Source organism: Paraburkholderia unamae (genome assembly GCF_003096875.1).
Taxonomy (GTDB): domain Bacteria; phylum Pseudomonadota; class Gammaproteobacteria; order Burkholderiales; family Burkholderiaceae; genus Paraburkholderia; species Paraburkholderia unamae.
Genome location: NZ_QEOB01000012.1, coordinates 48444 through 72594, shown reverse-complemented (window position 1 = coordinate 72594; position 24151 = coordinate 48444). Strand labels below are relative to the sequence as shown.

The 24151-nt window shown below is 67.1% G+C and carries 19 protein-coding genes; 12 read left to right on the top strand and 7 right to left on the bottom strand.

Translation table 11 applies throughout. The annotated features are described in order from the left end of the window. Positions 1–227: 227 nt before the first annotated feature. Positions 228–1358, bottom strand: coding sequence for a GGDEF domain-containing protein (locus C7402_RS24325; protein WP_116612451.1), 1131 nt, complete (start codon positions 1356–1358; stop codon positions 228–230). Between the two features lie 659 nt (positions 1359–2017). Here C7402_RS24325 and C7402_RS24320 point away from each other — a divergent pair. Continuing rightward, complete coding sequence (locus C7402_RS24320; RefSeq protein WP_116612450.1) at positions 2018–3889, top strand: PD40 domain-containing protein; 1872 nt, start codon at positions 2018–2020, stop codon at positions 3887–3889. A 119-nt stretch (positions 3890–4008) separates the two neighbouring features. Here C7402_RS24320 and C7402_RS24315 read toward each other — a convergent pair whose 3' ends face one another. Continuing rightward, the gene (locus C7402_RS24315; protein ID WP_116612647.1) at positions 4009–5244 is read right to left on the bottom strand and encodes an acyl-CoA dehydrogenase family protein; all 1236 of its coding nucleotides are present in this window, start codon (positions 5242–5244) and stop codon (positions 4009–4011) included. Between the two features lie 121 nt (positions 5245–5365). Here C7402_RS24315 and C7402_RS24310 point away from each other — a divergent pair, with 121 nt between their 5' ends. The 11 genes from C7402_RS24310 (at position 5366) to C7402_RS24260 (ending at position 16012) form a co-directional block, all read left to right on the top strand. Beyond that, positions 5366–5596 carry a hypothetical protein gene (locus C7402_RS24310; protein ID WP_116612449.1) on the top strand — a complete coding sequence of 77 codons (231 nt, stop codon included), beginning with the start codon at positions 5366–5368 and terminating at the stop codon, positions 5594–5596. Continuing rightward, positions 5593–6480: a TauD/TfdA dioxygenase family protein gene (locus tag C7402_RS24305; RefSeq protein ID WP_116612448.1), complete on the top strand. Its 888-nt coding sequence runs from the start codon at positions 5593–5595 to the stop codon at positions 6478–6480. Before C7402_RS24310 ends, C7402_RS24305 begins: the two co-directional genes overlap by 4 nt. Beyond that, positions 6477–7892, top strand: a complete 1416-nt coding sequence (locus tag C7402_RS24300) for an NtaA/DmoA family FMN-dependent monooxygenase (RefSeq protein WP_244314924.1) — start codon at positions 6477–6479, stop codon at positions 7890–7892. Before C7402_RS24305 ends, C7402_RS24300 begins: the two co-directional genes overlap by 4 nt. Then, entirely contained in the window at positions 7889–9151 is a 1263-nt protein-coding gene (locus tag C7402_RS24295; RefSeq protein WP_165841985.1) for an SfnB family sulfur acquisition oxidoreductase, read from the top strand. The genes C7402_RS24300 and C7402_RS24295 overlap by 4 nt, the downstream gene beginning before the upstream one ends. An 81-nt stretch (positions 9152–9232) precedes the next feature. After that, positions 9233–10879 carry an ABC transporter substrate-binding protein gene (locus tag C7402_RS24290; RefSeq protein ID WP_224044738.1) on the top strand — a complete coding sequence of 549 codons (1647 nt, stop codon included), beginning with the start codon at positions 9233–9235 and terminating at the stop codon, positions 10877–10879. A gap of 9 nt (positions 10880–10888) precedes the next feature. Next, positions 10889–11917, top strand: coding sequence for an ABC transporter permease (locus tag C7402_RS24285; RefSeq protein WP_116612446.1), 1029 nt, complete (start codon positions 10889–10891; stop codon positions 11915–11917). Further along, a complete protein-coding gene (locus C7402_RS24280) occupies positions 11917–12783 on the top strand; it encodes an ABC transporter permease (RefSeq protein WP_112175145.1) in 867 nt (288 codons plus the stop codon). The genes C7402_RS24285 and C7402_RS24280 overlap by 1 nt, the downstream gene beginning before the upstream one ends. Then, entirely contained in the window at positions 12780–13763 is a 984-nt protein-coding gene (locus tag C7402_RS24275; protein WP_165841984.1) for an ABC transporter ATP-binding protein, read from the top strand. The genes C7402_RS24280 and C7402_RS24275 overlap by 4 nt, the downstream gene beginning before the upstream one ends. After that, positions 13760–14572, top strand: a complete 813-nt coding sequence (locus C7402_RS24270) for an ABC transporter ATP-binding protein (protein ID WP_116612444.1) — start codon at positions 13760–13762, stop codon at positions 14570–14572. The genes C7402_RS24275 and C7402_RS24270 overlap by 4 nt, the downstream gene beginning before the upstream one ends. A gap of 112 nt (positions 14573–14684) precedes the next feature. Next, positions 14685–15629, top strand: a complete 945-nt coding sequence (locus C7402_RS24265; protein ID WP_116612443.1) for a metallophosphoesterase family protein — start codon at positions 14685–14687, stop codon at positions 15627–15629. A 35-nt stretch (positions 15630–15664) separates the two neighbouring features. Next, entirely contained in the window at positions 15665–16012 is a 348-nt protein-coding gene (locus C7402_RS24260; protein WP_116612442.1) for a cupredoxin domain-containing protein, read from the top strand. Positions 16013–16041: 29 nt separating this feature from the next. Here C7402_RS24260 and C7402_RS24255 read toward each other — a convergent pair whose 3' ends face one another. From C7402_RS24255 to C7402_RS24235, 5 genes are all read right to left on the bottom strand, one after another. Next, positions 16042–16614, bottom strand: coding sequence for a succinylglutamate desuccinylase/aspartoacylase family protein (locus tag C7402_RS24255; protein ID WP_208948991.1), 573 nt, complete (start codon positions 16612–16614; stop codon positions 16042–16044). Positions 16615–16621: 7 nt separating this feature from the next. Then, the gene (locus C7402_RS24250) at positions 16622–17446 is read right to left on the bottom strand and encodes a substrate-binding domain-containing protein (protein WP_116612441.1); all 825 of its coding nucleotides are present in this window, start codon (positions 17444–17446) and stop codon (positions 16622–16624) included. 310 nt (positions 17447–17756) lie between these two features. Further along, a complete protein-coding gene (locus C7402_RS24245) occupies positions 17757–18779 on the bottom strand; it encodes a dihydroorotate dehydrogenase-like protein (protein WP_116612440.1) in 1023 nt (340 codons plus the stop codon). A 43-nt stretch (positions 18780–18822) separates the two neighbouring features. Continuing rightward, positions 18823–22416 (bottom strand): pyruvate:ferredoxin (flavodoxin) oxidoreductase, encoded by a 3594-nt coding sequence (nifJ, locus tag C7402_RS24240; RefSeq protein WP_208948990.1) that lies wholly within the window; start codon positions 22414–22416, stop codon positions 18823–18825. Continuing rightward, positions 22413–24083: an NAD(P)-binding protein gene (locus tag C7402_RS24235; protein ID WP_116612439.1), complete on the bottom strand. Its 1671-nt coding sequence runs from the start codon at positions 24081–24083 to the stop codon at positions 22413–22415. Before C7402_RS24235 ends, nifJ begins: the two co-directional genes overlap by 4 nt. Between the last annotated feature and the right edge of the window lie 68 nt (positions 24084–24151).

The window sequence follows — 24151 nt, the reverse complement described above, 5'->3', positions numbered from 1 at the left end:
GGCACGCCAACCCGATATCCTCTATGTGAACAGAGGAGCGCTGCCTTTGACGGTTTCGAAGTTAAGGGAAAAATTTTTTGACGTCAACGCGTCAAAAAAAAGCCGTCGGCGCTCATCATCGTCAACGACCGGCGACGAAATGCGCGCTTCATGGCCGCTTCATGGCCGAGGCACCGTCAAGCCATCGAACGCTCAGGCGCGCAAAGGCAAGCTGTCCGGCAAGGCCACTAGCAACGCTCCTCCCTGAGCGCCTTCTTGCGTTTGACGGCATACATGGCCAGATCGGCACGGCGCAACACGAGATCGACATCGGGCTCGTCCGCCGCCACCTGTGTGAAGCCCACACTCGCCCCCACGCTCACGCGCAGTCCCGGCGCGAGGTCGAAGGGCCGCTCGATCGCATCCGCCGCCAGCGTGGCCCAGTCGTCCGGCGCGGCATCCACGCGCGGGTCCACGATGACGAATTCATCGCCCCCGATACGCGCCACCAGCGCGCCCTTGCTCGCGAGCGTCGTGAGACGCGTGGCCACCTGGGCGAGCAGCAGGTCGCCCGCCTCGTGGCCGTGTGCGTCGTTGATCGACTTGAAGCCGTCGAGATCGACGAAGAACGCGGTCATGCCCGCCTTGATGGGCGACGCCCCCGTACGGCAGGCCGCGCTCAACAGGCCGTCCCGATTCAGGAGTCCGGTCAGCGTGTCGTGCCGTGCGCGGTGGCTGTTTTCGCGCTCCGCCTTCATCGTCGAAATGAGCAACGCGTTCAGATGGCGCGCGGCCACGCTCATCGCGAACACGTAGAAGGGAATTTGCAGCAGCGTCAGCAGAAGAACCGGTTCGCCGCCCAGCAGCGCGCCAATGCAGCACGGACCGAGCGACAGGCAGATCATCACGGCCACCAGTCGAGGCGCCGCAAAATTGCGGAAGCAGATTCCGCCCACCATCGCGGCAGCGGAAAGAAAGGCCAGTGTGGCCGATACCCAGTCCCCGCTCATCGCGGTGACCAACGCGCCGTAGCCGACCGTCGCGCCCCACAAAGGCGCGAGCAGAACATAGAGGTCGGTGGGCGTTGTCTGGCCCTGCACCGCGCGACGCCGCGAATACACGAGCACGACCAGCCGTAGCGCGCATACCGCGATCTCCGCGATGAACCACAGCTTGAACGGCAAGGTCGGATGCCGCCGCGCCAGCACCCAGGCCACCGCCACCGTGTTGGACACGCCGCCAAAGAAGATCGGCAGCGTGCCAAACAGGGTGCCGACCAGCGCGACGCGAATCTCGTGAGGCGCGTCCTGACCGGGTGCGGTCAGCCAGCGGGCCAGTCTGCCGCGCGGCAAAGAGTAGATTTCCTTCCGGTAATTCACCTGTATCACCGCCTGTCATGCCGCGCCCCGGCCGCGTGGCCGGTCGTGTCAATCATGTGTTCAAGGGTTGAGCAGCGACCCGCCCAGCCCGGCTCTCCCGTTCCAGGCAGCGTCCTTCCACCTGACCCGGGCGATGACGGAACCGCAGCCGCGTGAACGCCCAGCTACGTTTACGGCCGGCAATGCAGGGAACTTTAGGATTGCGCCTTCAAATCGGCGCGGACGCCAACCGGCAGCGCGCCGGGCCCTGGCGGGCGGGGAAGTCGCGGCCCCGATTTTTGCGAAATATCAAAAAGCCAACTGGCCAGCCAGAAAAGTCCTGGCAAATGTACTTTTTTTACCGGGCCTTTTCATTTCCCTCAGCGCAAAGTGCGGCAAGACCGATGCCACATCGCGTCAACAAGAACGAACGAAGAGACATGCCGACTATTTTTTCCAGTTAATCGCCCGGCGATTGCTTCGGTGAATGCGGTTGCGCCGCCATCCATCCGGCGCCAATCGCACACCGATGCCGGTACGGCTCGCTCCGCTGCGTTGCCCGGCGCTCCGATCTGCAAACGAAATCACCTTGCGCCCACAAGCCAGGCCGGTGATATCGGCGCGCCGGTTTCACCCCGTTTCAGCATGAAATCCCATCACTTCAAAAAGAGTATGCCCAGATGCGTAAGAAAAATTTGATCATAGGTCTCACCTGTTCGATCGGCCTGTTCGCCTCGGCTGTGGCGCAGGCCAAGGACGTCATGCTGTTCAACCGCATCGGCCCGACGAAGTCCGTGCTGTACGTGGCAAATGCCGACGGCACCGGCGCGCACGCGTTGCCGGGCTCATCCGGATTCGACTACAACGCGCGCTTTTCCGATGACGGCCAGTGGATCGTTTTCACTTCGGAGCGCGAAGGACGCGGGCAGTCCGATATCTATCGCATGCGCACTGACGGCAGCGCGCTTGAGCGCCTCACCGACGATCCGGCCGTGGACGACCAGGCGTCGATGTCGCCCGACAATCGCTATGTCGCCTTCATGTCGGACCGCGGCTCGCATCGCGCCAATATCTGGATTCTCGACCTCGCCACCCGCAAGCTGACCAACCTGACCGGCGCAGCGCCGATTCAAGGCGACCCGATGAAGCCGGACGGCTTCTATCGCCCTTCGTGGTCGCCCGACGGCCAGTGGATCGCCTTCTCGTCCGATCGCAACACCGAATGGAAATCGCACGACAAGGGCGCCGCCTGGGAGCATCTGCAAGCACTCTCCGTGTATATCGTGCATCCCGATGGCACCGGTTTGAAGCGGCTGTCGCCCGAGGGCGTGATGACCGGTTCGCCCAGGTGGTCGGCGGACGGCAAGCAGCTAATCGCCTACCAGGGCGATGTGGAGGTGAGCTGGCTGTCGCGCGTGGATCAACTGTCGATGAAGGCGACCTCGCAGATCGTGGCGATCGACGTGGCAACCGGCCAGTCCCGCGAGTTGACCTCGGGCCCGGGCGTCAAGCTCAATCCGCAGTTCTTGCCGGACGGCCGCTTCGGCTACAGCACCAAGTCCGCGCAAACGACCGGGATCATGTACTCCGACGGCCCGAAGCCGTTCCCCCCGAACCTGCGCGAGCCGTCGTGGAGCAAGGACGGCAAGCAGGTCGTCTACGAGCGGATCGACAACCTGCCGCTCGCGCAGAACACGCCGCTCTATAGCTGGAATTCCAGGTACGAATACCGTTACACGGACGTCTTTCCGATGTTCGCCAGGGACGGCACGCTGGCCCTCTCCAACAAGGACATCGATACGTCGCTCGTGATCATGAATGCCGACGGCACCAACAAGCAGTTGGTGTTTCAGTCGACCACGAAATGCGCCGCCGGCAAGAACCCGTCGGGCCAGTGCGGCGACATGATCGGCGTTGCGCTCACCCCGTCATGGATGCCCGACAGCAAGTCGCTCGTCTTCAGCTTCGGCGGCTATTGGCGCACGCGCGACCAGAACGTCGCCAACGTCAAGCTGATCAACCGTGACGGCACCGGCGTTCAGGATCTCACCTCGCCCACCTCGAACACCGGCTTTGCGAGCGTCTCGCCCGATGGCAAGCAGATGGTGTACCGCTCCTGGGCCAAGGGCGACGAGGGGCTGCGCATCATGGACCTCGCAACCCGCAAGGTGCGCGTGCTGACGACCGACTGGGACAACGTGCCCGGCTGGTCGCCCGCCGACGACCGCATCGTGTTCACGCGCAAGCAGAAGGATGGCAACTTCGACATCTTCACGATCAAGTCGGACGGCACCGAACTGCGCCGCCTGACGAACTTCCCGGCATCGGACGCGCATGCGGTCTGGAGCTGGGACGGCAAGAAGATCCTGTGGAACAGCAGCGAATATGGCTTCAAGGACGAATCCGCGCTCTACGACAATTCGTTCCAGCCGTACGGGCAGGTGTGGTCGATGAACCCCGATGGCTCGGACAAGGAAATGCTGACCGACAGCCGTTGGGAAGACTCGATGCCGGCCTTCGTTCCGCCTGCCGCCCACATCGCGACGAAATGATCGCGCCCGCAGTGGCGTGAGACTTGCCGTCCGTCTGTGCCAGATCGGCCCGGACGGACGGGCAAGCTTCACCGCCTCCCCCGTCGCTTATGGACTTGGGGACTTGGGGACTTAGGCACTTACGCACTTACGCGCGCGCCGCGCCCCTGGCTCGCATGCGCCTGACTGAAGCGTTCTTCGGGGGCGTTGCCGTTCAGGTAGTAGTCGCCGATCGCCGCCTCGCGCTGCGCCGCCGGATTGTGCGAAGCCAGCGTGCGCGCATTGCGCCAATGCCGGTCGAAACGCAGCGTTTCGCTCGTGGCCGACGCCCCACCCGTTTCGAATAGCAACGTCGCCGCTTCGAGCGTCTGCTCGATCACGATTTGCTGCGCCTGAAAGGTCTCGACGTCGGCGGCAATGTAGTCGTCCGTCGTCGCGGTGCTTTCCGCACGCTTGCGTTGCAGTTCGTCCAGCCTGCGCGCAAGCCGCTCGACGATGCCTTGCGTCGAATAAGCCAGGCTCGCGATCCGACCCACGGTTCGCTGCACCAGCGGATTCTCGCGCGGGCTCGATTGGCCCGGCACACCGAACGTGCGCGTGCGGCCCTGCACGAACGTGATGCTGTCGCGCAGCACCGCCTGCCCGATGCCCGCCAGCGTGGCCAGATGCACCGTTTGCAGAAACGCCGTGATCAGCGAATTGCGCCGGGGCTGCGAAGCGTCATAGCGTGTGACGATCCAGCTTTCGTCGACGGCGACGGCGTCGAATCGCGTCGTCCCGCTCGCGGTGAGGCGCTGCCCGAAGCCGTCCCAATCGTCCAGGCGCGCGACACCCGGCACTTGCGCGGGGATGACGACGTTGAGGTCCGACTGGTCGTCGTGCGCGGCGACACTGATCCAGTCCGCGTACAGCGTTCCCGTCGAATAGTATTTCTCGCCATTCAGTTGCAGCTTGCCCGACACCGGGTCGGGCAGCAGCGTCACGGAGTTATGCGTGACGCCGCTGCGCTCGGAAGTGGCCGCGCCGATCACCTCGCCACGCGCGATGCGCTCGAACCAACGCTTGCGAGCCGTCTCGTCGTTCGACTCCAGACGTTGTTCGATGAAGCTGAAATGCGCGCGCAGGATCTGCGGAAGATTCGAATCCGCCGCGGCAAGCCGGCTCAGCAACGGGAAAAACTGCGCGAACGACAGGCCCGCCCCCCCATACGCCTGCGGCACGCGCAACGCGGTGAACCCCGACGCCTTCAGCGACTGCACGGCGTCGTGCGCCAGTTCGCGGCTGCGCTCCCGCGCCACGGTGCCTGATTCGATCCGCGCAAACACGGGATCGAAGCGCTGCGCCAACGGCTGCCCTGCTGATCGGTCGATACTCATGATCGTGAATTGACGAATGAAACCGTCCAGCATACCCACGCCACGATGCTTCGCGCAACGAACGATAGCTGCTAAGCATATACGGCGCCGCTTTTACAACAGGCGCCCGCAAAATTCCCAGATGCATTTTCGACGCCGCAGCGTCGCCTGCATGCGTTATTTCGCCGGATTCGCGTTCGTGCAATCCATCGCCGCAGCCATCGTTGCGTATCGGACGTTCAGTCGCGCAACCGTGGACGTTTTGCCGCATTTTGCCTGTTTAGATATCGCGATCCGTCATTTGGACGCGCGCGGCAGGCTCTTTACACTCGCCTTCCTTCTCGCCACGCTTGCACCGCTTTGCCCGACATGACAACGCACATTGCCGATCACGCAGCAAACGCCGGATTTCAGATAGCGCCTGTCGATGCGCCGCTGGGCGCCCAGGTACTGGGATTCGATGGCAGCCTCGACGCGCGCCCCGAGCAGATCCTCGCGCTCAAGCGCGCCCTGCTCGATCATCACATCCTGATCTTCAAGCATCAGCGGCTCGACGACGCGGCGTTCAAACGACTGGCGACCTCGTTCGGGTCTGTCTACGCGCCGCCGGCCGACGCTCCCGTGCTCGCTTCCAGCGACGACGGCACCGTGCCGGAAATCGTGCTCGTCTCGAACGTCGACGACGGCGTGCTCGGCAACATCGAATTGCCCGCGCACTCGGACCATCACTGGACGCCGTTGCCATCGTCGGGTTCCTTGCTGTACGCGCTCGAAGTGCCCCAGGCTGGTGGCGACACCACCTGGTACAACCTCGCGGCCGCCTATGATTCGTTATCCGAATCATTGCGCGAGCGCCTCGACCGCCTGCGCCTCATCACCTACAACCCGTTCCTGCGCCGCAAGCATCCGCTGCCCGAGGGGTTTCCGCTCTATCGGCGTCCCGGCATCGAACCGTTGCGGCCATTCATCGACCACCCGCTCGTGCGCACGCATCCCGACAGCGGACGCAAGCTGCTGTACCTCGGCGCGCGCACCGAAGTCGAACTGGTCGGCTACGATCCGGATGCGGGCGCGGACCTGATCGCGCAACTGCGCGAGCACATCCTGTCGCCGCGCTTTGCTTACCGGCATCGCTGGAGCGTCGGCGATATCGTGTTCTGGGACAACCAGATCACGCTGCATGGCCGCGACGACTTCGACTCGGGCGAGCGGCGCGTGCTCAAGCGCATCAGCCTGGCCGGGAGCCGTCCGTTTTGAACGCGCCTGAACATCGTGCGTCGCGCAAGCTGATACTGAACGCGTTCGAGATGAACGCCGTGGGTCATCTTTCGCATGGTCTGTGGGCGCACCCCGACGACCAGGCGCTGCGCTATACGGATATCGACTACTGGCTGGATCTCGCGCGCACGCTCGAAGACGGGCTGTTCGACGGTCTCTTTCTCGCCGACGCGCTCGGCGTGTACGACGTCTACGGCGGCGGCCCGCGCACGGCCCTCACGCACGCTGTCCAGACGCCCGTGAACGACCCGATACCGATCGTGGCGGCCATGGCCGCCGCCACCCGGCATCTGGCCTTCGGCGTGACCGCTCAAACGGGTCTTGAGCCGCCGTATCTGTTCGCACGCCGGTTCTCCACGCTCGATCATCTGAGTAAAGGGCGGATCGGCTGGAATATCGTGACCGGCTTTCTCGACAGCGCGGCCCGTGCGAGCGGCGCGCAAAGCGCCGGTCAGCACGATGCGCGCTACGACCATGCCGACGATTACGTGAGCGGCCTGTATCGCCTGTGGGAAGACAGCTGGGCCGACGACGCCGTGCTGCGCGACCGCGCCACGGGGCGCTTCGCCGACGCCTCGCGCATTCGTGCGATCCGTCATGAGGGCCCGCACTATCCGTTCGAAGCCATTCATCTGAGCGAGCCGTCGCCGCAGCGCACGCCCGTGCTGTATCAGGCAGGCGCTTCGCCGCGCGGGCTCGCTTTCGCGACGCGTCACGCGGAGTGCCTCTTTCTGCCGAACAACGGTGTCGAAGCCACGGCGTCGAAGGTGCGGCGCATCGAAACGCTGCTGGCAGAACACGGACGTTCGCGTCGCGACGTGCGGCTGCTCTCCAGCGTTGTCGTGATCGTCGCGCCGACCCGCAAGGAGGCGCAGGCGCGCAACGCCAGCTATCGCCGCTATGCGCAACCGCTGGCGGCGCTGGCGCAACTGGCGAGCGCCACGGGCATCGACTTCTCGCGCTACGCACCGGACGAACCCATCGTCGCGCAGGCGGGCAACGCCATCCAGTCCGCCGTCGCCGGGCTGTCTCGCGCGGGCGAGCCCGTCACCGTCGCCGGGCTGCTCGAACGGATGCCGCTCGGCGGCAAGTTCGATCCCGTCGTCGGCAGCGCGGCCGAAGTCGCGGACGCCTTGATTGCCTACGCGGACGCAACCGGCATCGACGGTTTCAACCTCGTTCGCACCGTGACGCCGCAGTGCTTTCGCGATATCGCTTCGCTGCTGGTGCCCGAATTGCAGACGCGCGGGCGCTTCAAGACCGCCTACGAGCCGGGTACGTACCGCGAGAAGCTGTTCGGCCACGGCCGGAACCGTCTGCCGCACCACCATCCTGGCCGCACGGCCCCTCAGCACGCCGCTTTCCCGACTTCCACCCCAGACATTCCGTGACCACCTCCACGCTTCCCGCCAAAGATTCGTTCTCCCAAGGTTCCACCGATCTCGACCGGTCGCGGGCCGTCGCGCCTCTCACCATCAAAAGCGATGTCGAGGCGCTGGAAGCCGCGCGCCGTTTCGCGGAGTCGATTGCGGGCGAAGCCGTGGCGCGCGACCGCGAGCGCCGGCTGCCGCACGCGGAGATCGAGGCGTTCACGGCCACCGGCTTGTGGGGCATCACCGTGCCGCCATCGCACGGCGGGGCCGGCGTCTCGCACGTCACGCTCGCGGAGGTCGTCGCGATCGTGTCGGAGGCCGACCCGTCGATCGGCCAGATCCCGCAGAACCATTATTGCCTGGTCGATGCCGTGCGCCTGATCGGCGACGCGCGTCAGCAGGCGTTCTTTTTCGCGGAAGTGCTTGCAGGCAAGCGTATCGGCAATGCCGTGTCGGAGACGGGCACGCCGACGTCGAAAGCCATGCATACGCGCATCGCACGCGACGCCGACGGTAGCTGGCGGCTGAACGGCCGCAAGGCCTACTCGACGGGCGCGCTGTTCGCGCACTGGGTGCCCGTTGCGGCAACCGACGACGCGGGCCGCCAGTGGCTCGCCTACGTGCCGCGCGACAGCGCGGGGCTGCACGTGATCGACGACTGGGACGGTTTCGGGCAACGCACCACGGCGAGCGGCACCGTGCTCGCCGACAACGTCCGTGTCGACGCCCTCCATGTGCTGCCGCGCGACCGCCTGTTCTCGCCGCCGACCATCCACGGTCCGTTCGCGCAGTTGCTGCACGCCGCCATCGATCTCGGCATCGCGCGGGCGGCGTTGCGCGACCTGCACGCGTGGCTCACGCAGAAGGCGCGCCCGTGGGCGGACAGCGGCGTGACGCGCGCAAGCGACGATCCGCTCACGCTCAGCAAGGTGGGCGCGCTCGTGGTCCGTCTGCACGCGGCGGAAGCCCTACTCACGCGCGGCGCGCTTCTGCTCGACGCCGCACGCGAGTGCCCCGAAACGGGTGCGCAAGGCGTGACGGCCGCCTCCATTGCGGTGGCGGAAGCCAAGATCCTGACGACGGAACTCGCGCTCGACGCCGCGACGGCGCTGATCGAATTCGGCGGCAGCCAGTCGGCGCTGCGCAGCCACGCACTCGACCGCCACTGGCGCAACGCGCGCGTTCACACCGTGCACGACCCGGTGCGCTGGAAGTATCACGCGGTCGGTTCGCACTGGCTCAACGGCGCGGAACCCGCGCGCCACGCCTCGCTGTAACCCGCCGCGACGGCTTCGATTTTCATCATTCACACGCCGGCTACACGGCAAACACGCGCCATCAAAACGACCATGACATCGATGCATCGACGCCGTTTCCTGCTTCAAACGGGCCACGCGGGGCTCGCGGCGGGCGCCGCTTTCAGCGGCCTCCTGCCGTCGTCCGGCCACGCCGCGCCCTCGCCCGCCCCGCAGCGGCGCGAAATCGTTCGCGTGCTCGCGGAGGGCTCGGGCAACTCGCTCGACCCGCATGGCGACGGTGTCGCGAAGGAGTCGCTCGGCGTCTTCACCAACGTGTACGACCGCCTCGTCGCCTTCGAGCGCAAACCGCTCGACTCGTCCACGGGCCGTCAGTTGCAGGCGTATCGCTACGACTACGCGCGCCTGAAAGGCGAACTGGCCGAATCGTTCGAGAGCACCAACGGCGCTCGCTCGCTCGTCTTCCATCTGCGGCGCGACGCGACGTTTCATGACGGCCGCCCCGTGACCGCCGGCGACGTGAAATGGTCGCTCGATCGGGCCGTGACGCTGCCGGCGTCGAAACGCCAACTCGCCACGGGATCGCTGACCGATCCCGCCCAGTTCGTCGTCGTGGACGCGCAAACGCTGCGCATCGATCTGCCGCGCGCGGACCGCTACGCGCTGCCCAACCTGGCGCTCACCTTCGCTTCGGTGCTCAACGCAACGGACGTCAAGGCGCACGCCGACGCCGCCGACCCGTGGGGCACGAACTGGCTGCGCAACCATGCCGCCGGCGGCGGCGCGTACCGCGTCGGCGCGTGGCAAACGGGCCAGCAGGTGACGTACGAGCGTTTCGACGCGTGGCGCAGCGGCCCGCAGCCGTTCGTGCGGCGCGCGCTCGTTCAGGCCGTGCCGAGCGCTTCGAACCGGCTGGCGGCGCTGCAACGCGCCGATGCCGACGTCGTGCTCGGGCTCGCGCCGCGCGAATTCGCCTCGCTGCAAGGGCAGCCAGGCGTCGCCGCGCTCTCCGTGCCCGTCACCAATACGTTTCGCTTCGTCGCGTTCAACACGAAGCAGGCGCCGTTCGATTCGCCCAAAGTGCGTCAGGCCATCGCGTTCGCGCTGCCTTATCAGGCATTGTTCGACGGCGTGAACCACGGCAAGGGCACGCCGCTTTTCGGCGCCCAATCGGGCGCGGCCCCGAGCGCCGACTATCCGCAGCGCTACCCCTATGCGACCGATGTCGAGCGCGCGCGGGCGCTGCTCAAGGAGGCGGGCCACCCCAACGGCTTTCGCACGACGCTCAGCTACAACGCGACCGACACGGCGATTGCCGAGCCCGCCGCGCTGCTCATCCAGGACGCGCTCAAGGCGATCGGCGTGGAAGTGACGCTCGACAAGGCGGCGGGCGCGCAGTGGGGCGCGCTGGAAACGGAAAAGCGCCTTGCGTTCTTCATCGATTCGTCGTCGGCGTGGTTCAACGATCCGGACTACTACTACCGGATCTTCTTCGAGGGCGACTGGCGCTGGAACTTCGGCTCGTTCGACAGCCCCGAACTCGTCAAGCTGACCGACGCCGCCCGCTGGGAAACGGACGCTGGCCGCTACGAACGACTGATGCGCGACGCCGCGCAGATCGTCACGCGGGATGTGCCGCTCGTGCCGTTGTGGCAGCCTTCGTTCGACGTCGCGACGCGCGACGACCTGCGCGGCTTCACCTACTACATCCACGGCCAGGTGGACTTTCGCACGCTCACGCGCGCCTGAGTCCGCACGATGAAGCGCAACCCGTTCCTCACGAGGCTGCTGGCGCGCGTGCTCGTCACGTTGCCCGTGCTGCTCGTCTGCGCGATCTTCACGTTCATGCTCGTGCGGCTGCTGCCGGGCGACCCCGCCGCGCAACTGGCGAGCGGCATGCAGTCGGACGCGCAAGGGCTCGCCGAACTGCGTCATCGCCTCGGCACCGATGCGCCGCTCGCGACCCAGCTCTGGCAGTATCTCGACGGCCTCGTGCACGGTCACTGGGGGCGCTCGTTCACGACCGGGCGCGACGCGCTCGACGAACTGCTCGACCGTCTGCCCGCCACGCTCGAACTGACGATCAGCGGCTTCGTGCTGGCACTCGCGAGCGGCCTCGCGCTGGGCGTCGCCGCGGCCTGCCGCCCCGGCTCCGCCATCGACCGCTTCGCGCGCGCGCTGTCAAGCGCGGGCAGTTGCCTGCCGACCTTCTTCGTCGCGCTGCTGCTCATCTATGTGTTCTATTTCCGGCTCGGCTGGGCGCCGGAACCGACCGGGCGGCTCGACCCGATGCTGAGCGCGCCGCCCGTGCGCACGGGCGTCGTCGCATTCGATGCATGGCTCGCGGGCGACCCCGCCGCGACCCTCGACGCACTGCGCCGGCTCATGCTGCCCGCCATCAGCATGGCGCTGTTCGGCTTGCCGCCGATCGTGCGGATCACCCGCTCCGCGCTGCTCGCCAGTCTCGCCGCCGACCCGATGCGCACCGCCCGCAGCCTGGCGTTGCCGCGAGCCAAAGCACTGACCGCTTACGCGCTCGCGCCTGCCGCCGCGCCCATCGTCACGGCGGCGGGCATGATGTTCTCGTACATGCTCGCGGCCAACGTGGTCGTCGAAAAGATTTTCGCGTGGCCCGGCATCGGCGCTTACGCGCTCGATGCGCTGGGCAACGCCGACTATGCGCCGCTACAGGGCTTCGTGCTGTTCGTCGCCATTGCCTTCGCACTCCTTAACCTCTGCATCGATCTGCTCGTGCAGTGGATCGACCCGCGCACGCGGATATCCTGATGCAACTCGTACGTTTTTTCTTCGCGCGCCAGTCCACGCCCTCCGCAAGCGCCGCTGTGCGCCACGCGGCGCGGGGCCGCGCGCTCGCGCTATGGCCGCTCGCCGCGTTGGCGCTCGTCGCGCTCGCCGGTCCCTGGGTCGTGCAGAACCCCACGACACCGGATGTCGCGCATATGCTCGCTGCGCCCTCCCGGGCACACTGGTTCGGCACCGACGCGCTCGGCCGCGATCTGTTCGCACGCGTGGTGGTCGCCACCCGTCTCGACCTGGCGATCGCGTTGAGCGCCGTGTTCGCCGCGGCGCTGGCGGGCAGCGTGCTGGGCGCGGCCTCCGGTTTCGCCGGCGGACGGATCGACCGCCTGGTGCAGCGCGTGGTCGATGTCTGCATGGCGTTTCCGTTGTTCGTCGTCGCGTTGTCGCTCGTCGCCGTGCTCGGCAACTCCGTGCAAAGCGTCGTTGTTGCCACCGCGCTCATCAACGTGCCGTTCTACACGCGTCTCGCCCGCGCCGAGATCGCCACGCGGCGCGACGCGAACTATGTGCGCGCCGCGCGGCTGCAAGGCGCGGGCAACACGCGCATTCTGTTCAGCCTGCTGCTGCCGAACGCGCTGCCCGCGCTGTGCGCGCAGATGACCGTCAACCTGGGTTGGGCGATGACGAACAGCGCGGGACTGTCCTTTCTCGGCATGGGTGTGCGGCCGCCCGCAGCCGAATGGGGCGTGCTGGTCGGCGAAGGCGCGCCGTACATGATGACGGGCCAATGGTGGATCGCGACGTTTCCGAGCCTGGCGCTCGCCCTCGCCGTGTTCGCGCTCAACGGCGCAGGCGAGCGCCTGCGCGACGCCTTCGACCCGCGTACCCGATGATGCGAACCGCCCCCCCACCGATGCTGGACATCGAGCAATTGCGCGTCGAACTCGCAACAGACACGGCTCACGCGACTCACGCTGCGCTGATCGACGGCATCGATCTTCGCATCGCGGCGGGCGAAGTCGTGGCCCTGATCGGCGAAAGCGGCTCGGGCAAGTCGCTCACGGCGCTCGCGCTCATGAACCTCCTGCCGCGCGGCCTGCGGCAAACGGCCGGCCAGTTGCGCTGGGCCGATACCGATACGCACGCATCGTCGCCACACCCGGCGGCGATGGTGTTCCAGAGTCCGCGCAGCGCGTTGAACCCCGTGCGCCGGATCGGCGCGCAGTTCGACGATGTCTTCGCCGCGCGTCGCCTGCCTCGCCGCCTGTGGCGTGCGAACGCGGTCGCGCTGCTCGAACAGGTCGCGATGACACCGCCCGAGCGCTATCTGCGCGCTTATCCGCACGAGCTTTCGGGGGGGCTGTGCCAGCGCGTCGTGATCGCGCTGGCACTCGCTCGCGAGCCGCGGCTGCTGATCGCCGACGAGCCCACCACCGGTCTCGACGCGCTCACGCAGCATCAGGTGCTCGACCTGCTGCTCGCGTTGCGGCGTACCCGCGAGATGGCGTTGCTGCTCATCACGCACGACCTCCAGGCCGCGCTGGCCTATAGCGACCGCATCGCCGTGATGCATGCGGGCCAGCTTGTCGAGGTGCTGCCTTCCGCCGAATTCCTCCACGGCGCGCGGCATCCGTATTCGCGCGCGCTGGTCGCCGCGACGCCCGTGCTCGCCGCCGATCTGCATGCGCTGCAAGGCGTGCGCGGCAACCTGCCCGATCTGCGCGGCCCATTGCCCGCGTGCCGCTTCCATTCGCGCTGCACGCTCGCGCAGGCGCGCTGTGCGACCGACGCACCGCCCGTCGTGACGTCGGGCGCCGATCGCTTCGTCTGGTGCTGGCAGCCGGTCAGCATCGAAACCGGAGCGCGACGATGACAGCCTTGCTGGAAGTGGCGGGCCTGAGCAAGCGGTATCGGACTTCGGCGGGGCCCACCGATGCGCTGCGCGATGTGTCGTTCACGCTCGCGCGCGGCGAGACGCTCGGCGTCATCGGGCAGTCCGGTAGCGGCAAGTCGACGCTCGCGAGCGTGGTGGTCCGGCTCGACGATCCCGACGCGGGCACGATCCGCTTCGACGGCGTCGACATCGGCGCGCTGCCCGCGCGACGGTGCGCGCGAGCGCCGTGGCGCAGGCGCATCCAGTTCGTGTTTCAGGACGCGCGCGACAGCATCGATCCGCTCGGCCGCGCGTTCGACGCGATTGCCGGCGCGCTCGCCCATGACGTGGGCGGCGAGGCGCGCCGGGAGCGCGTCGAGGCCCTCGCGCGCGCCGTCGACCTGCCGCTGTCGCGCCTCGCCTTGCGGCCGCATCAGCTTTCGGGCGGCGAGGCCGCGCGCGTATGCATCGCGCGCGCGATTGCGAGCGGCCCCGACCTGCTCGTGCTCGACGAACCGACGGCGGCGCTCGACGTGTCCGTTCAGGCGGGCGTGCTCGCCACGCTCGACCGGCTGCGCCGCGAGCGCGGCATGGCCATGCTGTTCATCTCGCACGATCTCGACGTCGTGCGCCTGTTCTGCTCGCGCGCGCTCGTCATGAACGCGGGCGAGATCGTCGAAACGGGGCCGACCGCGGCCGTGTTCGCGCAGCCGCAGCACGCCTATACGCGCGCATTGCTCGACGCACGGCGGCGCGCGACCGGGTCCGTTTCATCGGCGGCGCTTTTTCCCCTTTCCTCCTCCCTCTGACGACGACCGGGAATAAAACCGCGAGGCGGGCGGTATTGCACGTGAAGCCCGCCCCGGAAGCACGCCGGATCGAACCGGCAACCGGCTTCCCGAACCCAGTCGAGAGGACATCATGTCGTCAGATCTTCCTTCCCAACCTTCGCGCCGCAGTGCCCTGAAATGCCTCGCCTTCGGGGGGGCGGGCACCGTGTTCGTCCTGGCCGGAGGCGTCCTCACGCCGGTGCAGTTAGCGCTTGCCGCCGGCAGCAAGGACAAGCCGGCGGTATCCGGCATGCCGCTGTTCTTGCAGATCAGCGACTCCCATATCGGCTTCAACAAGGAAGCCAATCCCGATGTCGCGGGCACGCTCAAGCAGACGATTGATTTCGTCAACGCCATGCCCGTCAAACCGGCGCTCGCGATTCACACGGGCGACATCACCCACCTTTCCAAACCGGAAGAATTCGATCTCGCGGCCCAGTTGCTCTCCGGGCTCAACGTCACCGAATTGCACACCGTGCCCGGCGAGCACGACGTGACGGACGGCCCGCAAGGCGAGTACTTCAAACGCTTCGGCCAGGCGTCCGACAACCGGGGCTATTACAGCTTCGACCACAACGGCGTGCATTTCGTCGCGCTCGTCAACGTGATGCATTTCAAGCCGAACGGATTGGGCAACCTGGGCGACGACCAGCTCGCCTGGCTGAAGGACGATCTCAAGGGGCGCACGTCCAGCACGCCGATCGTCGTCTTTACGCATATGCCCATGTGGACGATCTACGAACCGTGGGGCTGGGGCACCGGCGACGCGGGCCAGGCAATGGATTATCTGAAGCGATTCGGCTCCGTGACGGTCCTCAATGGTCACATTCATCAGATCGTTTCCAAGGTCGAGGGCAATATCACGTTCCACACCGCACGCTCGACGGCCTACCCGCAACCGACAGCCGGCGATGGACCGGGGCCCGGCCCGCTCAAGGTGGCAAGCGAGCAGTTGCCGAAAATGCTGGGCGTGACCAGCATTCGCGTCTCGCGACATCCCCTCGCGGCGACGCTCTCCGACACCACGCTCGCCTGACTTTGCCTCCCGCCCATTCGACAAGGAACCGAGCCATGCTCTCCCACCCATTTCGTCGCGCGTTCGTCTTCTGCTCCGGGGCCGGCATGCTTGCGGCCGCGCTGGCCGCCGGTTTGCCTGCCGCGCAGGCGCAGGAGCCCAGTCAGATCGTCATCAAGAATTTCATGTTTTCGCCCATGGCCATCACGGTCAAGGCGGGCACGACGGTGACGTGGAAAAACATGGATGGCGAACCCCACACCGTCGTCGACGACGCGGGCATATTCCACTCGGCCGCGCTCGACCAAAACGACACGTATCAGTTCAAGTTCGACAAGCCAGGCGTGTACAAGGTGTTCTGCGGGATACATCCCTATATGAAGGCAACCATTACCGTGCAGTAGGCAGGTCTATATTAATTCGGAATCCATAATTACTCGACGTAGTCTTCCGGATTCTCCCTGCCCGGACTCTGATAAAGAATCATCATGAGAGGAATACGGGGCTCCGCCGTGGCATCGATGCGGCGTCCCGTCACCTCGCCGGCGACCCCGGTCGTATATTCCGCAACCACTTCGCCAAAGGCGTTGCGCTGAATGGCGACTTTCTGCCCCGCCTTGACCTTGTCGTTCAGCTTGACCAGCAATTCGACGAAGCCGCCATGCGTGCTCAGGATGCCATGCGCGCTGTTGCCGACGAAGATCCCGACGTCCCGCCCGGTGCGGCCCATCGGGCCGGTGACGACGCCATAGCGCTTGAGCACATTCATCGTCCCTTCTACGAACAAGGGGATCATGTCGAAATCGAAGACGCGCTCGGAGCCGATTTCCGGCGTGATCGCCGGAATGCCCACGTCGATCAGCGCGACACGCTTGCCCGGCTTCGCACCGCAAACGACGACGGCCGACACATACCCGTGTTGGCCCGTCGGCATCTGCACGCCCTGGAAATAGAACATATGCTTCTTGCCGCGCGCCAGGTCGCTAACGTCGAGCGCGCTGATCAAACAGCGATCAGCCGATTGGCCCGCCGCTGCTCATACGCACAATCAGCTCGGGGCGCAGGCGTTCCGACTTTGGCTTTTCGCCTCCGAGCTGCTTGACCAGCAACTCCATCGCGCGAAAACCCATGGGGTGCATGGGCGAGCGCACCGATGTGAGACCGATGGGCAATTGGGCCGCAAGCGGCGTGTCGTTGAACCCGACCAGCGCCACGTCCCGCCCTGGCTGCATGCCCGAGTCCCGCAGCGCACCCATGACACCAATGGCGAGAAAGTCGTTGACGGCAAAGATGGCCGTCGGCTTGCGCTTCCTCGCGCACAGTTGCTCGCCGGCCTCACGGCCGGCCGCCGTATCGAACGGACCATGCAGGATCGAGTCCGGCCTGATCTCGACGCCGAGCGCCTTGCATCGCTCCACGAAACCCACGCACCGGTCCCAGCCGCTGCTCGAATATTGCTCCCCGGCCAGCACGGCAAAGTCGCGGTGCCCCAGGGCAACCAGGTGATCGGCCGCCATTTTCCCGCCTGCGAGGTCGTCGCAGGTGATGGAGCAATACTTCCTTCCCTGGTGGCGGCTCACGAGAATCATCGGCACACCGCGTTTGGCCAGTTCGTCGATGAACGCGGTTTCGTCGCGGCGCGCGTCCGCGAAGATGAGTCCCTCCACGTTACGGTGCAGCGCCGCCTCGCCAAGCAGCCGCTGGCGCTGCGCATCGTCGTGTGTGTTGGCCACGAAGGTCATGTAACCGGCGGCGTCCGCCGCGTCGTCGATGCCTTCGTAAATGATTGCGAGCACGAGGTCGGAGAGCCTCGGCACGCGACCCGGAAAGTTCCGCATTGGCGCAACGCCAGGCGAATCGGCAATGGCGGCGCGTTAAAGAAAGACCACTGCGGATATCATCAGGATAACGATATATGTGTCGCCTCACCGTCGTCTAGCCGTTGACGGTACTCCACCACAAGGGCCCGCGCCGCACTGAACTGCCACGCGGGCCCCATTCTTCGACAACCTTAACCGCAACGACTGGCACAAGCCTCTCGACAGCCAGCCGCCTCCCCGCGCCTGCATGGCGCGTCATCGAAGCGCAACCGAAGCGATGCGATGCGATGACGCGCCATGCAGCGCGGGCCCGCGCTCCGTACCCGCGCTAGGCGTCCAGATGCCGCCCGCTCCATGTCTGAAGCCGGTCGAGATATTGCCCGCGCGTATATGCCACCGGGTCCTTCAGCCGCGCAAACGACATCGCGCCGCGAATCGCGTCGAGCGAGTCGACTTCGCGCGCCTCCAGCCACGCCCTCAGCCCGCCCAGCAACCGCTCGAAGCACGACGGCCCCTCGCGCAGCACGGTCGACGTCACCATCACGGCGTCGGCGCCCGCATACAGGTATTTAATCACCTGTTCGGCGTTCTCCACCCCCGTGGACGCAGCCAGCGATGCGCGTATTCTCCCCGCAAGCAGCGCGATCCACTGTAGCGGCAGGCGCATGTCGATGGCCTGGCTCAGGGTCAGCTCGCTCGAAAGCTTCAGCCGGTGCAGGTCGATGTCTGGCTGCACGAAGCGGTTGAACACCACGAGCCCGGCGGCGCCGGCCTCCACGAAGCGCTGCGCCATGTTGCCGACGTTCGTGAAGTACGGTCCCATCTTCACGCACAGCGCAATGCCGAGTTGGCCGCGCAGTTCCTGCACGATCCGCACGTAGCGCTCCTCGATCGCGGCGCCGCTTTCGAACAGGTCCGTCGGCACCGCGTACAGGTTCACTTCCAGCGCCTGCGCCCCGGCCTGCTCGATCTGCTTGCCAAAGTCCAGCCAGCCTCCGGGCGTCGTGCCGTTGAGGCTCGCGATCACGGGGATCGACAGGCTTTCGCGTGCGCGGCGCAGCAGGTCCAGGTAACGGTCCGGAACGAGCCCATACGGGCCCGAGGCAATGTGCGCGGGCGGGAAATAGTGCTGATGCATCTCGGGATTGCTGTCGATGCCCGTCGCGAGTATCGCCTCGCGCCGCGTGCCCGCAACGCCGACCTGCTCCTCGAACAGGGACGGCAACACGACGGCGGCCGCACCCGCGTCCTCCAGCCGCCGCAGATGATCGATCTGCGCATTCGCGGGCGAGGCCGACGCCACGAGCGGGTTATTGAGCGTCAGCCCGAGGTAGGGCGTCGTCAGATCCATTGCTGTCCTCCCTGATGCGCGATTGACTGAGGAATCCTGATCGTCATGCCCGGCTCCCGTCGCGCTCGGCAACCGCGGGTGCGCCGCTCCAGAATCGACTGCCGTCGCGCGCGGCCAGATCCTCGTATTGGCGGTACTTCTCCTCGACCCATCGTTGCGCGGCGTCGAGCAGACTGGCGGCGGTCTCGCCGTCGGTTTCCGCCAGCGAGCTGTAGCGGATCTCGTTGTATGCGTAATCCTTCAACGCAATGGCGGGTCGCATCGAATCGAGCTGGAACGGGTTGGCCCCCACGCGGCGCATGGACGGGTTATAGCGGAACAGCGGCCAGTAACCGGCTTCGGTCGCGAGCGCCTGCTGGTGCATGCCCTGGCGCATGTCGATGCCGTGCGCGATGCAATGACTGTAGGCGAGGATCAGCGACGGTCCCTCGTACGCCTCGGCCTCGCGAAACGCCTGGAGCGTCTGCTGCGGATTCGCGCCCATCGCGACCTGGGCGACATAGATGTTGCCGTAGGCGATCGCCTGGAGCGCCAGGTCCTTGCGCGGCACGCGCTTGCCCGCCGCCGCGAACTTCGCGACGGCCGCGAGCGGCGTCGCCTTCGACGACTGGCCGCCGGTATTGGAGTAGACCTCGGTGTCGAGCACCAGCACGTTCACGTCGCGGCCCTGCGCGAGCACATGATCGAGCCCGCCATAACCGATGTCGTACGCCCAGCCGTCGCCGCCGACGAGCCAGATGCTGCGGCGGATCAGATGATCGACGACCGAGAGCAGATCGGCCGCGCGCGCGTCGTCGTGCAATGCGAGCAGGCGGGTCTTGAGCAGCGCCACGCGCTCGCGCTGGGCGCGGATGGCCGACTCCTGCGCCTGCGGCGCGCCGATGATCGCCTGCACCAGATCCTCGCCGACCTGCGGCGCCAGTTCCTTGAGCCGGCGATGCGCGAGCGCGAGTTGCTGGTCGGCGGCGAGCCGGAAGCCGAGGCCGAACTCAGCGTTGTCCTCGAACAGCGAGTTCGACCAGGCCGGCCCGCGTCCTTCGTGATTCTTCGTCCAGGGCGTGACGGGCAGATTGCCCCCGTAGATCGACGAGCAGCCGGTGGCGTTGGCCACTTGCAGGCGGTCGCCGAACAACTGGCTCAGGAGGCGCAGATACGGCGTCTCGCCACAGCCCGCGCATGCGCCCGGAAACTCGAACAGCGGCTGGAGGAACTGCACGCCGCGCACGTTCGCGAAATCGACGCGCGCCCGGTCGTTGACCGGCAGCGACTCGAAAAAGCGAATGTTCTCGCGCTCCGCTTCGAGCACGGGCAGCTTGTCGGCGATGTTGAGCGCCTTCGTCTCCGGCTCCACGGCGCTGTGTGCCGGACACGCCTCGACGCACAGCCCGCAGCCCGTGCAGTCCTCCACGTAGATCTGCAACGAGAAGCGGGCTTCCGGGTAGCCGCGCGCATTCACGGGCGCGGACGGGAACGAAGCGGGCGCGCCGGCCAGGCGATCCTCGTGGAAGTAGCGCGCGCGGATCACGCCGTGCGGGCACACGAAGCCGCACTGGCCGCACTGCACGCACAGGTCGGCGCGCCACTGCGGCACGGTGTCGGACACGTTGCGCTTCTCGTAGGCGCTCGTGCCCGAGGGAAAGGTGCCGTCCACGGGCATCAGGCTCACGGGAATCGCATCGCCCTTGCCCGCGAACATCATGGCCGTGACGTCACGCACGAACGCGGGCGCATCGGCCGGCACGAGCGGCGGCAGTGCGCCGCCGTCCGCCTTCGCCGGCACGCTCACCGGCTGCATGCGCGCGAGCGCCCCGTCCACGGCGGCGTCGTTCATCCGCACCACGTGCTCGCCCTGACGTCCGTAAGTCTTGCGGATGGCCTTCTTGATCGCCGCGATCGCCTCGTCGCGCGGCAGCACGCCCGACAGCGCGAAAAAGCAGGTCTGGAGCAGCGTGTTGACGCGAAAGCCCAGGCCCAGCTCGCGCGCGGCCGCCGAAGCGTCGATCACGTAGAGACTGAGCTTGCGCTCGATGATCGTCTGCTGGACCGGCCGCGGCAGATGCGCCCAGACCTGGTCGGCGGGATACGGCGCGTTCAGCAGGAAGATCGCGCCCGGCGCGGCGTACTGGAGCACGTCCACGCGTTCGAGAAAGTCGAAGCGATGGCATGCGACGAAGCCCGCCCGGGCGATCAGGTACGGCGCGCGGATCGGCCGCGGCCCGAAACGCAGATGCGAGACGGTCTGCGCGCCGGACTTGTGCGAGTCGTACACGAAATAGCCCTGCGCGAAGTTGGCGGTGTCCTCGCCGATGATCTTCACGCTGTTCTTGTTCGCGCCGACCGTGCCGTCCGCGCCGAGTCCGTAGAACACCGCGCGCGTCACGTCGTCGGGTTCGATGTCGAACGCCGGGTCGTAGTCGAGGCTCAGGTGCGTCACGTCGTCGTCGATGCCCACGGTGAAGCTGTGGCGCGGCCGCTCGCGCCCGAGTTCGTCGAATACGGCCTTGACCATCGCGGGCGTGAAGTCCTTGTTCGAAATCCCGTAGCGGCCGCCGGTCACGAGCGGCAGCGACGCGCGCTCGCCACGGCTGAACGCGCTGGCGAGCGTCGCGAGCACGTCCTGGTAGAGCGGCTCGCCCGACGCACCCGGCTCCTTGGTCTGTTCGAGCACGGCAATGCGCTTGACCGACGCGGGCAACGCCGCCAGCAGATGCGCCGCGGAGAACGGCCGGTACAGCCGCACTTGCAGCACGCCGTGCTTGCGGCCCTGCGCCGCGAGCGCCTGCACGGTTTCGCGCACCGTCTGCGCGCCCGACCCCATCAGCACGACGATGTGCTCGGCGTCCGGTGCGCCGTCGTATTCGAACAGCCGGTAATGCCGGCCGGTCAACTGGCCAAAGCGCTCCATCAGCGTCTCGACGATGCCCGGCACCGCGTCGTAGTAGAGATTGGCGGCCTCGCGCGCCTGGAAGTAGGTGTCCGGGTTGTGCGCCGTGCCGCGCACGAACGGCCGCTCGGGGCTCAGCGCTCGGGCGCGGTGCGCGCGGATCAGCGAATCGTCGATCATCGCGCGCAGCACGTCGTCGCCGAGCAGCTCCAGCGTGTTCAGCTCGTGCGAGGTGCGAAAGCCGTCGAAGAAGTGCAGGAAGGGCACGCGCGATTGGAGCGTCGCGGCCTGCGCGATCAGCGCGCTGTCGTGCGCCTCCTGCACCGAGGCCGCGTTGAGCAGCGCGAAGCCGGTCATGCGCGCGGCCATCACGTCCGAGTGGTCGCCGAAAATCGACAGCGCCGAGGTCGCCAGCGAGCGCGCCGCCACGTGGAAGACCGTCGAGGTCAGCTCGCCCGCGATCTTGTACATGTTCGGCAGCATCAGCATGAGCCCCTGCGACGCCGTGAACGTGGTCGTGAGCGCGCCCGACTGAAGCGCGCCGTGCACCGCGCCCGCCGCGCCGCCCTCGGCCTGCATTTCCTGCACGAGCGGCAGGTTGCCCCACAGGTTCGGCAGGCCTTGGGCCGTCCATTGATCGGCCAGCTCCGCCATCGCCGACGACGGCGTGATCGGGTAGATCGCGCACACCTCGTTGAGCTTGTAGGCGACGGTCGCGACCGCCGTATTGCCATCCATCGTGCTGCGGGTCATCGCACGGCCTCCGTGTTCGGGTTCGCGTTCGGGATCGCTGCCGCGCTCGCCTCCGGCGTCATGTCGATGGCGTGGCACGGGCATTGTTCGAAGCAGACCGCGCAGCCGGTGCAGCGCCCGAGGTTGACCTCGTAGCCGCGCCCCGGGCCGAGCCGCTCGATCGCGCCGGTCGGGCATGCCGCGTAGCAGTTGTCGCATTCGTAGCAGTTGCCGCACGACAGGCAGCGGCGCGCCTCATGCCGCGCCGCCCGCTCGTCGAGGCCGCCTAGCACCTCTTCGAAGCCGCTGCGCCCGGCCACCGGCAGCACCGGCTGCGCCGACGGCAGCGCGTCGCTATAGAGCGGCAGATGCAGCGCGTCGAAGCCGACGATCGCATGGCGCGCCGGCGTGACGAACGGCTCGCCGCGCAGCCACGCGTCGATATGGCGCGCGGCGCGCTTGCCGTGGCCCGTGGCGGTCGTCACCGTGCGGTTCGCGGGGGTCATGTCGCCGCCCGCGAACACGCCCGCGCAGCCGGTCTGAAAGTCGTCGCCGACGATCACCGTGCCGTCCGCTTCGAAGCCGATGCCCGGCACCTCGCGCAGGAACGCCGTATCGGTCTGCTGGCCGAGCGCGAGAATCAGCGAGTCGGCCTCCAGCGTCTCGTATTCGCCGGTGGGCTGCGCGCGGCCGTTCTCGTCGAGCCGCATCTTCTCGACGCGGATCGACTGCCCGTCGATGTCCCGGATGCTCGACAGCCAGCGGATGCGCACGCCCTCCTCCAGCGCCTCTTCGGCTTCGAACGGCAGCGCGCCCATGTGCGCGCGATCGCGGTAGTAGACGATCAGCGCCTCCTGCGCGCCGAGGCGGCGGGCGGTGCGCGCGGCATCCATCGCGGTGTTGCCGCCGCCGTAGACGACCACGCGCCGGCCGAGCTGTGGGCGCTCGCCCGTGCCCGTTGCCCGCAGCACGCTCACGGCGTCGAACACCCGCGCCGCGTCGCGCGCCGGGATGTCGATGTGGCGGGCCACCTGGGCGCCGATCGCGAGCAGCACGGCGTCGAAGCCGCCCGCGGCCTTTTCCGCCGCCAGGTCGCCGACCTTGTGGTTCAGCACGAAACGCACGCCGAGCGCTTCGAGCCGCCCGATTTCGTGGTTCAGCACGTCGCGCGGCAGCCGGTACGCGGGAATGCCGAAGTGCAGCATGCCGCCCGCCACCGGGCCGGCCTCGCGCACTTCCACGGCATGGCCGCGCCGCGCGAGATGCCACGCGGCCGACAGACCGCACGGCCCCGCGCCGACGATCAGCACGCGCTTGCCGGTGGCGGGCGCGGGCGTGATCGTCCAGCCGTGTTCGAGCGCGAGATCGCCGAGAAAGCGCTCGACCGCATGCACGCTCACCGCGCTGTCGAGTTCGCCGCGATTGCAGGCGCTCTCGCACGGGTGATAGCACACGCGGCCGTGAATCGCGGGAAACGGATTGTCGGCGACGAGATGCCGCCACGCGGCTTCGTACTTGCCCGCTTGCGCGAGCGCGAGCCAGCCCTGAATGTCCTCGCCCGCCGGACACGCGTCGTTGCAGGGCGGCAGCAGGTCATGCCAGACGGGGTGCCGGGTGCGCACCGGCCCGATCGCCTGACGGCGGGTCAGGTCCACGACGGGGCTCATGTTTTCCAGTCGAACGTTCATGGGAACTCCAGCCAGACGTATGGGGTGGGGAGGTTCGCGGAGTCGCGCTCCGCTTTTATGTCGGCGCC

Bases quoted from the DNA above. Each gene is read 5' to 3' on its own strand.
- C7402_RS24320 (WP_116612450.1), top strand. From the start codon at position 2,018: ATGCGTAAGAAAAATTTGATCATAGGTCTCACCTGTTCGATCGGCCTG.
- C7402_RS24315 (WP_116612647.1), bottom strand. From the start codon at position 5,244: ATGAGTATCGACCGATCAGCAGGGCAGCCGTTGGCGCAGCGCTTCGAT.
- C7402_RS24310 (WP_116612449.1), top strand. From the start codon at position 5,366: ATGCATTTTCGACGCCGCAGCGTCGCCTGCATGCGTTATTTCGCCGGA.
- C7402_RS24305 (WP_116612448.1), top strand. From the start codon at position 5,593: ATGACAACGCACATTGCCGATCACGCAGCAAACGCCGGATTTCAGATA.
- C7402_RS24290 (WP_224044738.1), top strand. From the start codon at position 9,233: ATGCATCGACGCCGTTTCCTGCTTCAAACGGGCCACGCGGGGCTCGCG.
- C7402_RS24285 (WP_116612446.1), top strand. From the start codon at position 10,889: ATGAAGCGCAACCCGTTCCTCACGAGGCTGCTGGCGCGCGTGCTCGTC.
- C7402_RS24280 (WP_112175145.1), top strand. From the start codon at position 11,917: ATGCAACTCGTACGTTTTTTCTTCGCGCGCCAGTCCACGCCCTCCGCA.
- C7402_RS24275 (WP_165841984.1), top strand. From the start codon at position 12,780: ATGATGCGAACCGCCCCCCCACCGATGCTGGACATCGAGCAATTGCGC.
- C7402_RS24270 (WP_116612444.1), top strand. From the start codon at position 13,760: ATGACAGCCTTGCTGGAAGTGGCGGGCCTGAGCAAGCGGTATCGGACT.
- C7402_RS24265 (WP_116612443.1), top strand. From the start codon at position 14,685: ATGTCGTCAGATCTTCCTTCCCAACCTTCGCGCCGCAGTGCCCTGAAA.
- C7402_RS24260 (WP_116612442.1), top strand. From the start codon at position 15,665: ATGCTCTCCCACCCATTTCGTCGCGCGTTCGTCTTCTGCTCCGGGGCC.
- C7402_RS24250 (WP_116612441.1), bottom strand. From the start codon at position 17,446: ATGCGGAACTTTCCGGGTCGCGTGCCGAGGCTCTCCGACCTCGTGCTC.
- C7402_RS24245 (WP_116612440.1), bottom strand. From the start codon at position 18,779: ATGGATCTGACGACGCCCTACCTCGGGCTGACGCTCAATAACCCGCTC.
- nifJ (WP_208948990.1), bottom strand. From the start codon at position 22,416: ATGACCCGCAGCACGATGGATGGCAATACGGCGGTCGCGACCGTCGCC.
- C7402_RS24235 (WP_116612439.1), bottom strand. From the start codon at position 24,083: ATGAACGTTCGACTGGAAAACATGAGCCCCGTCGTGGACCTGACCCGC.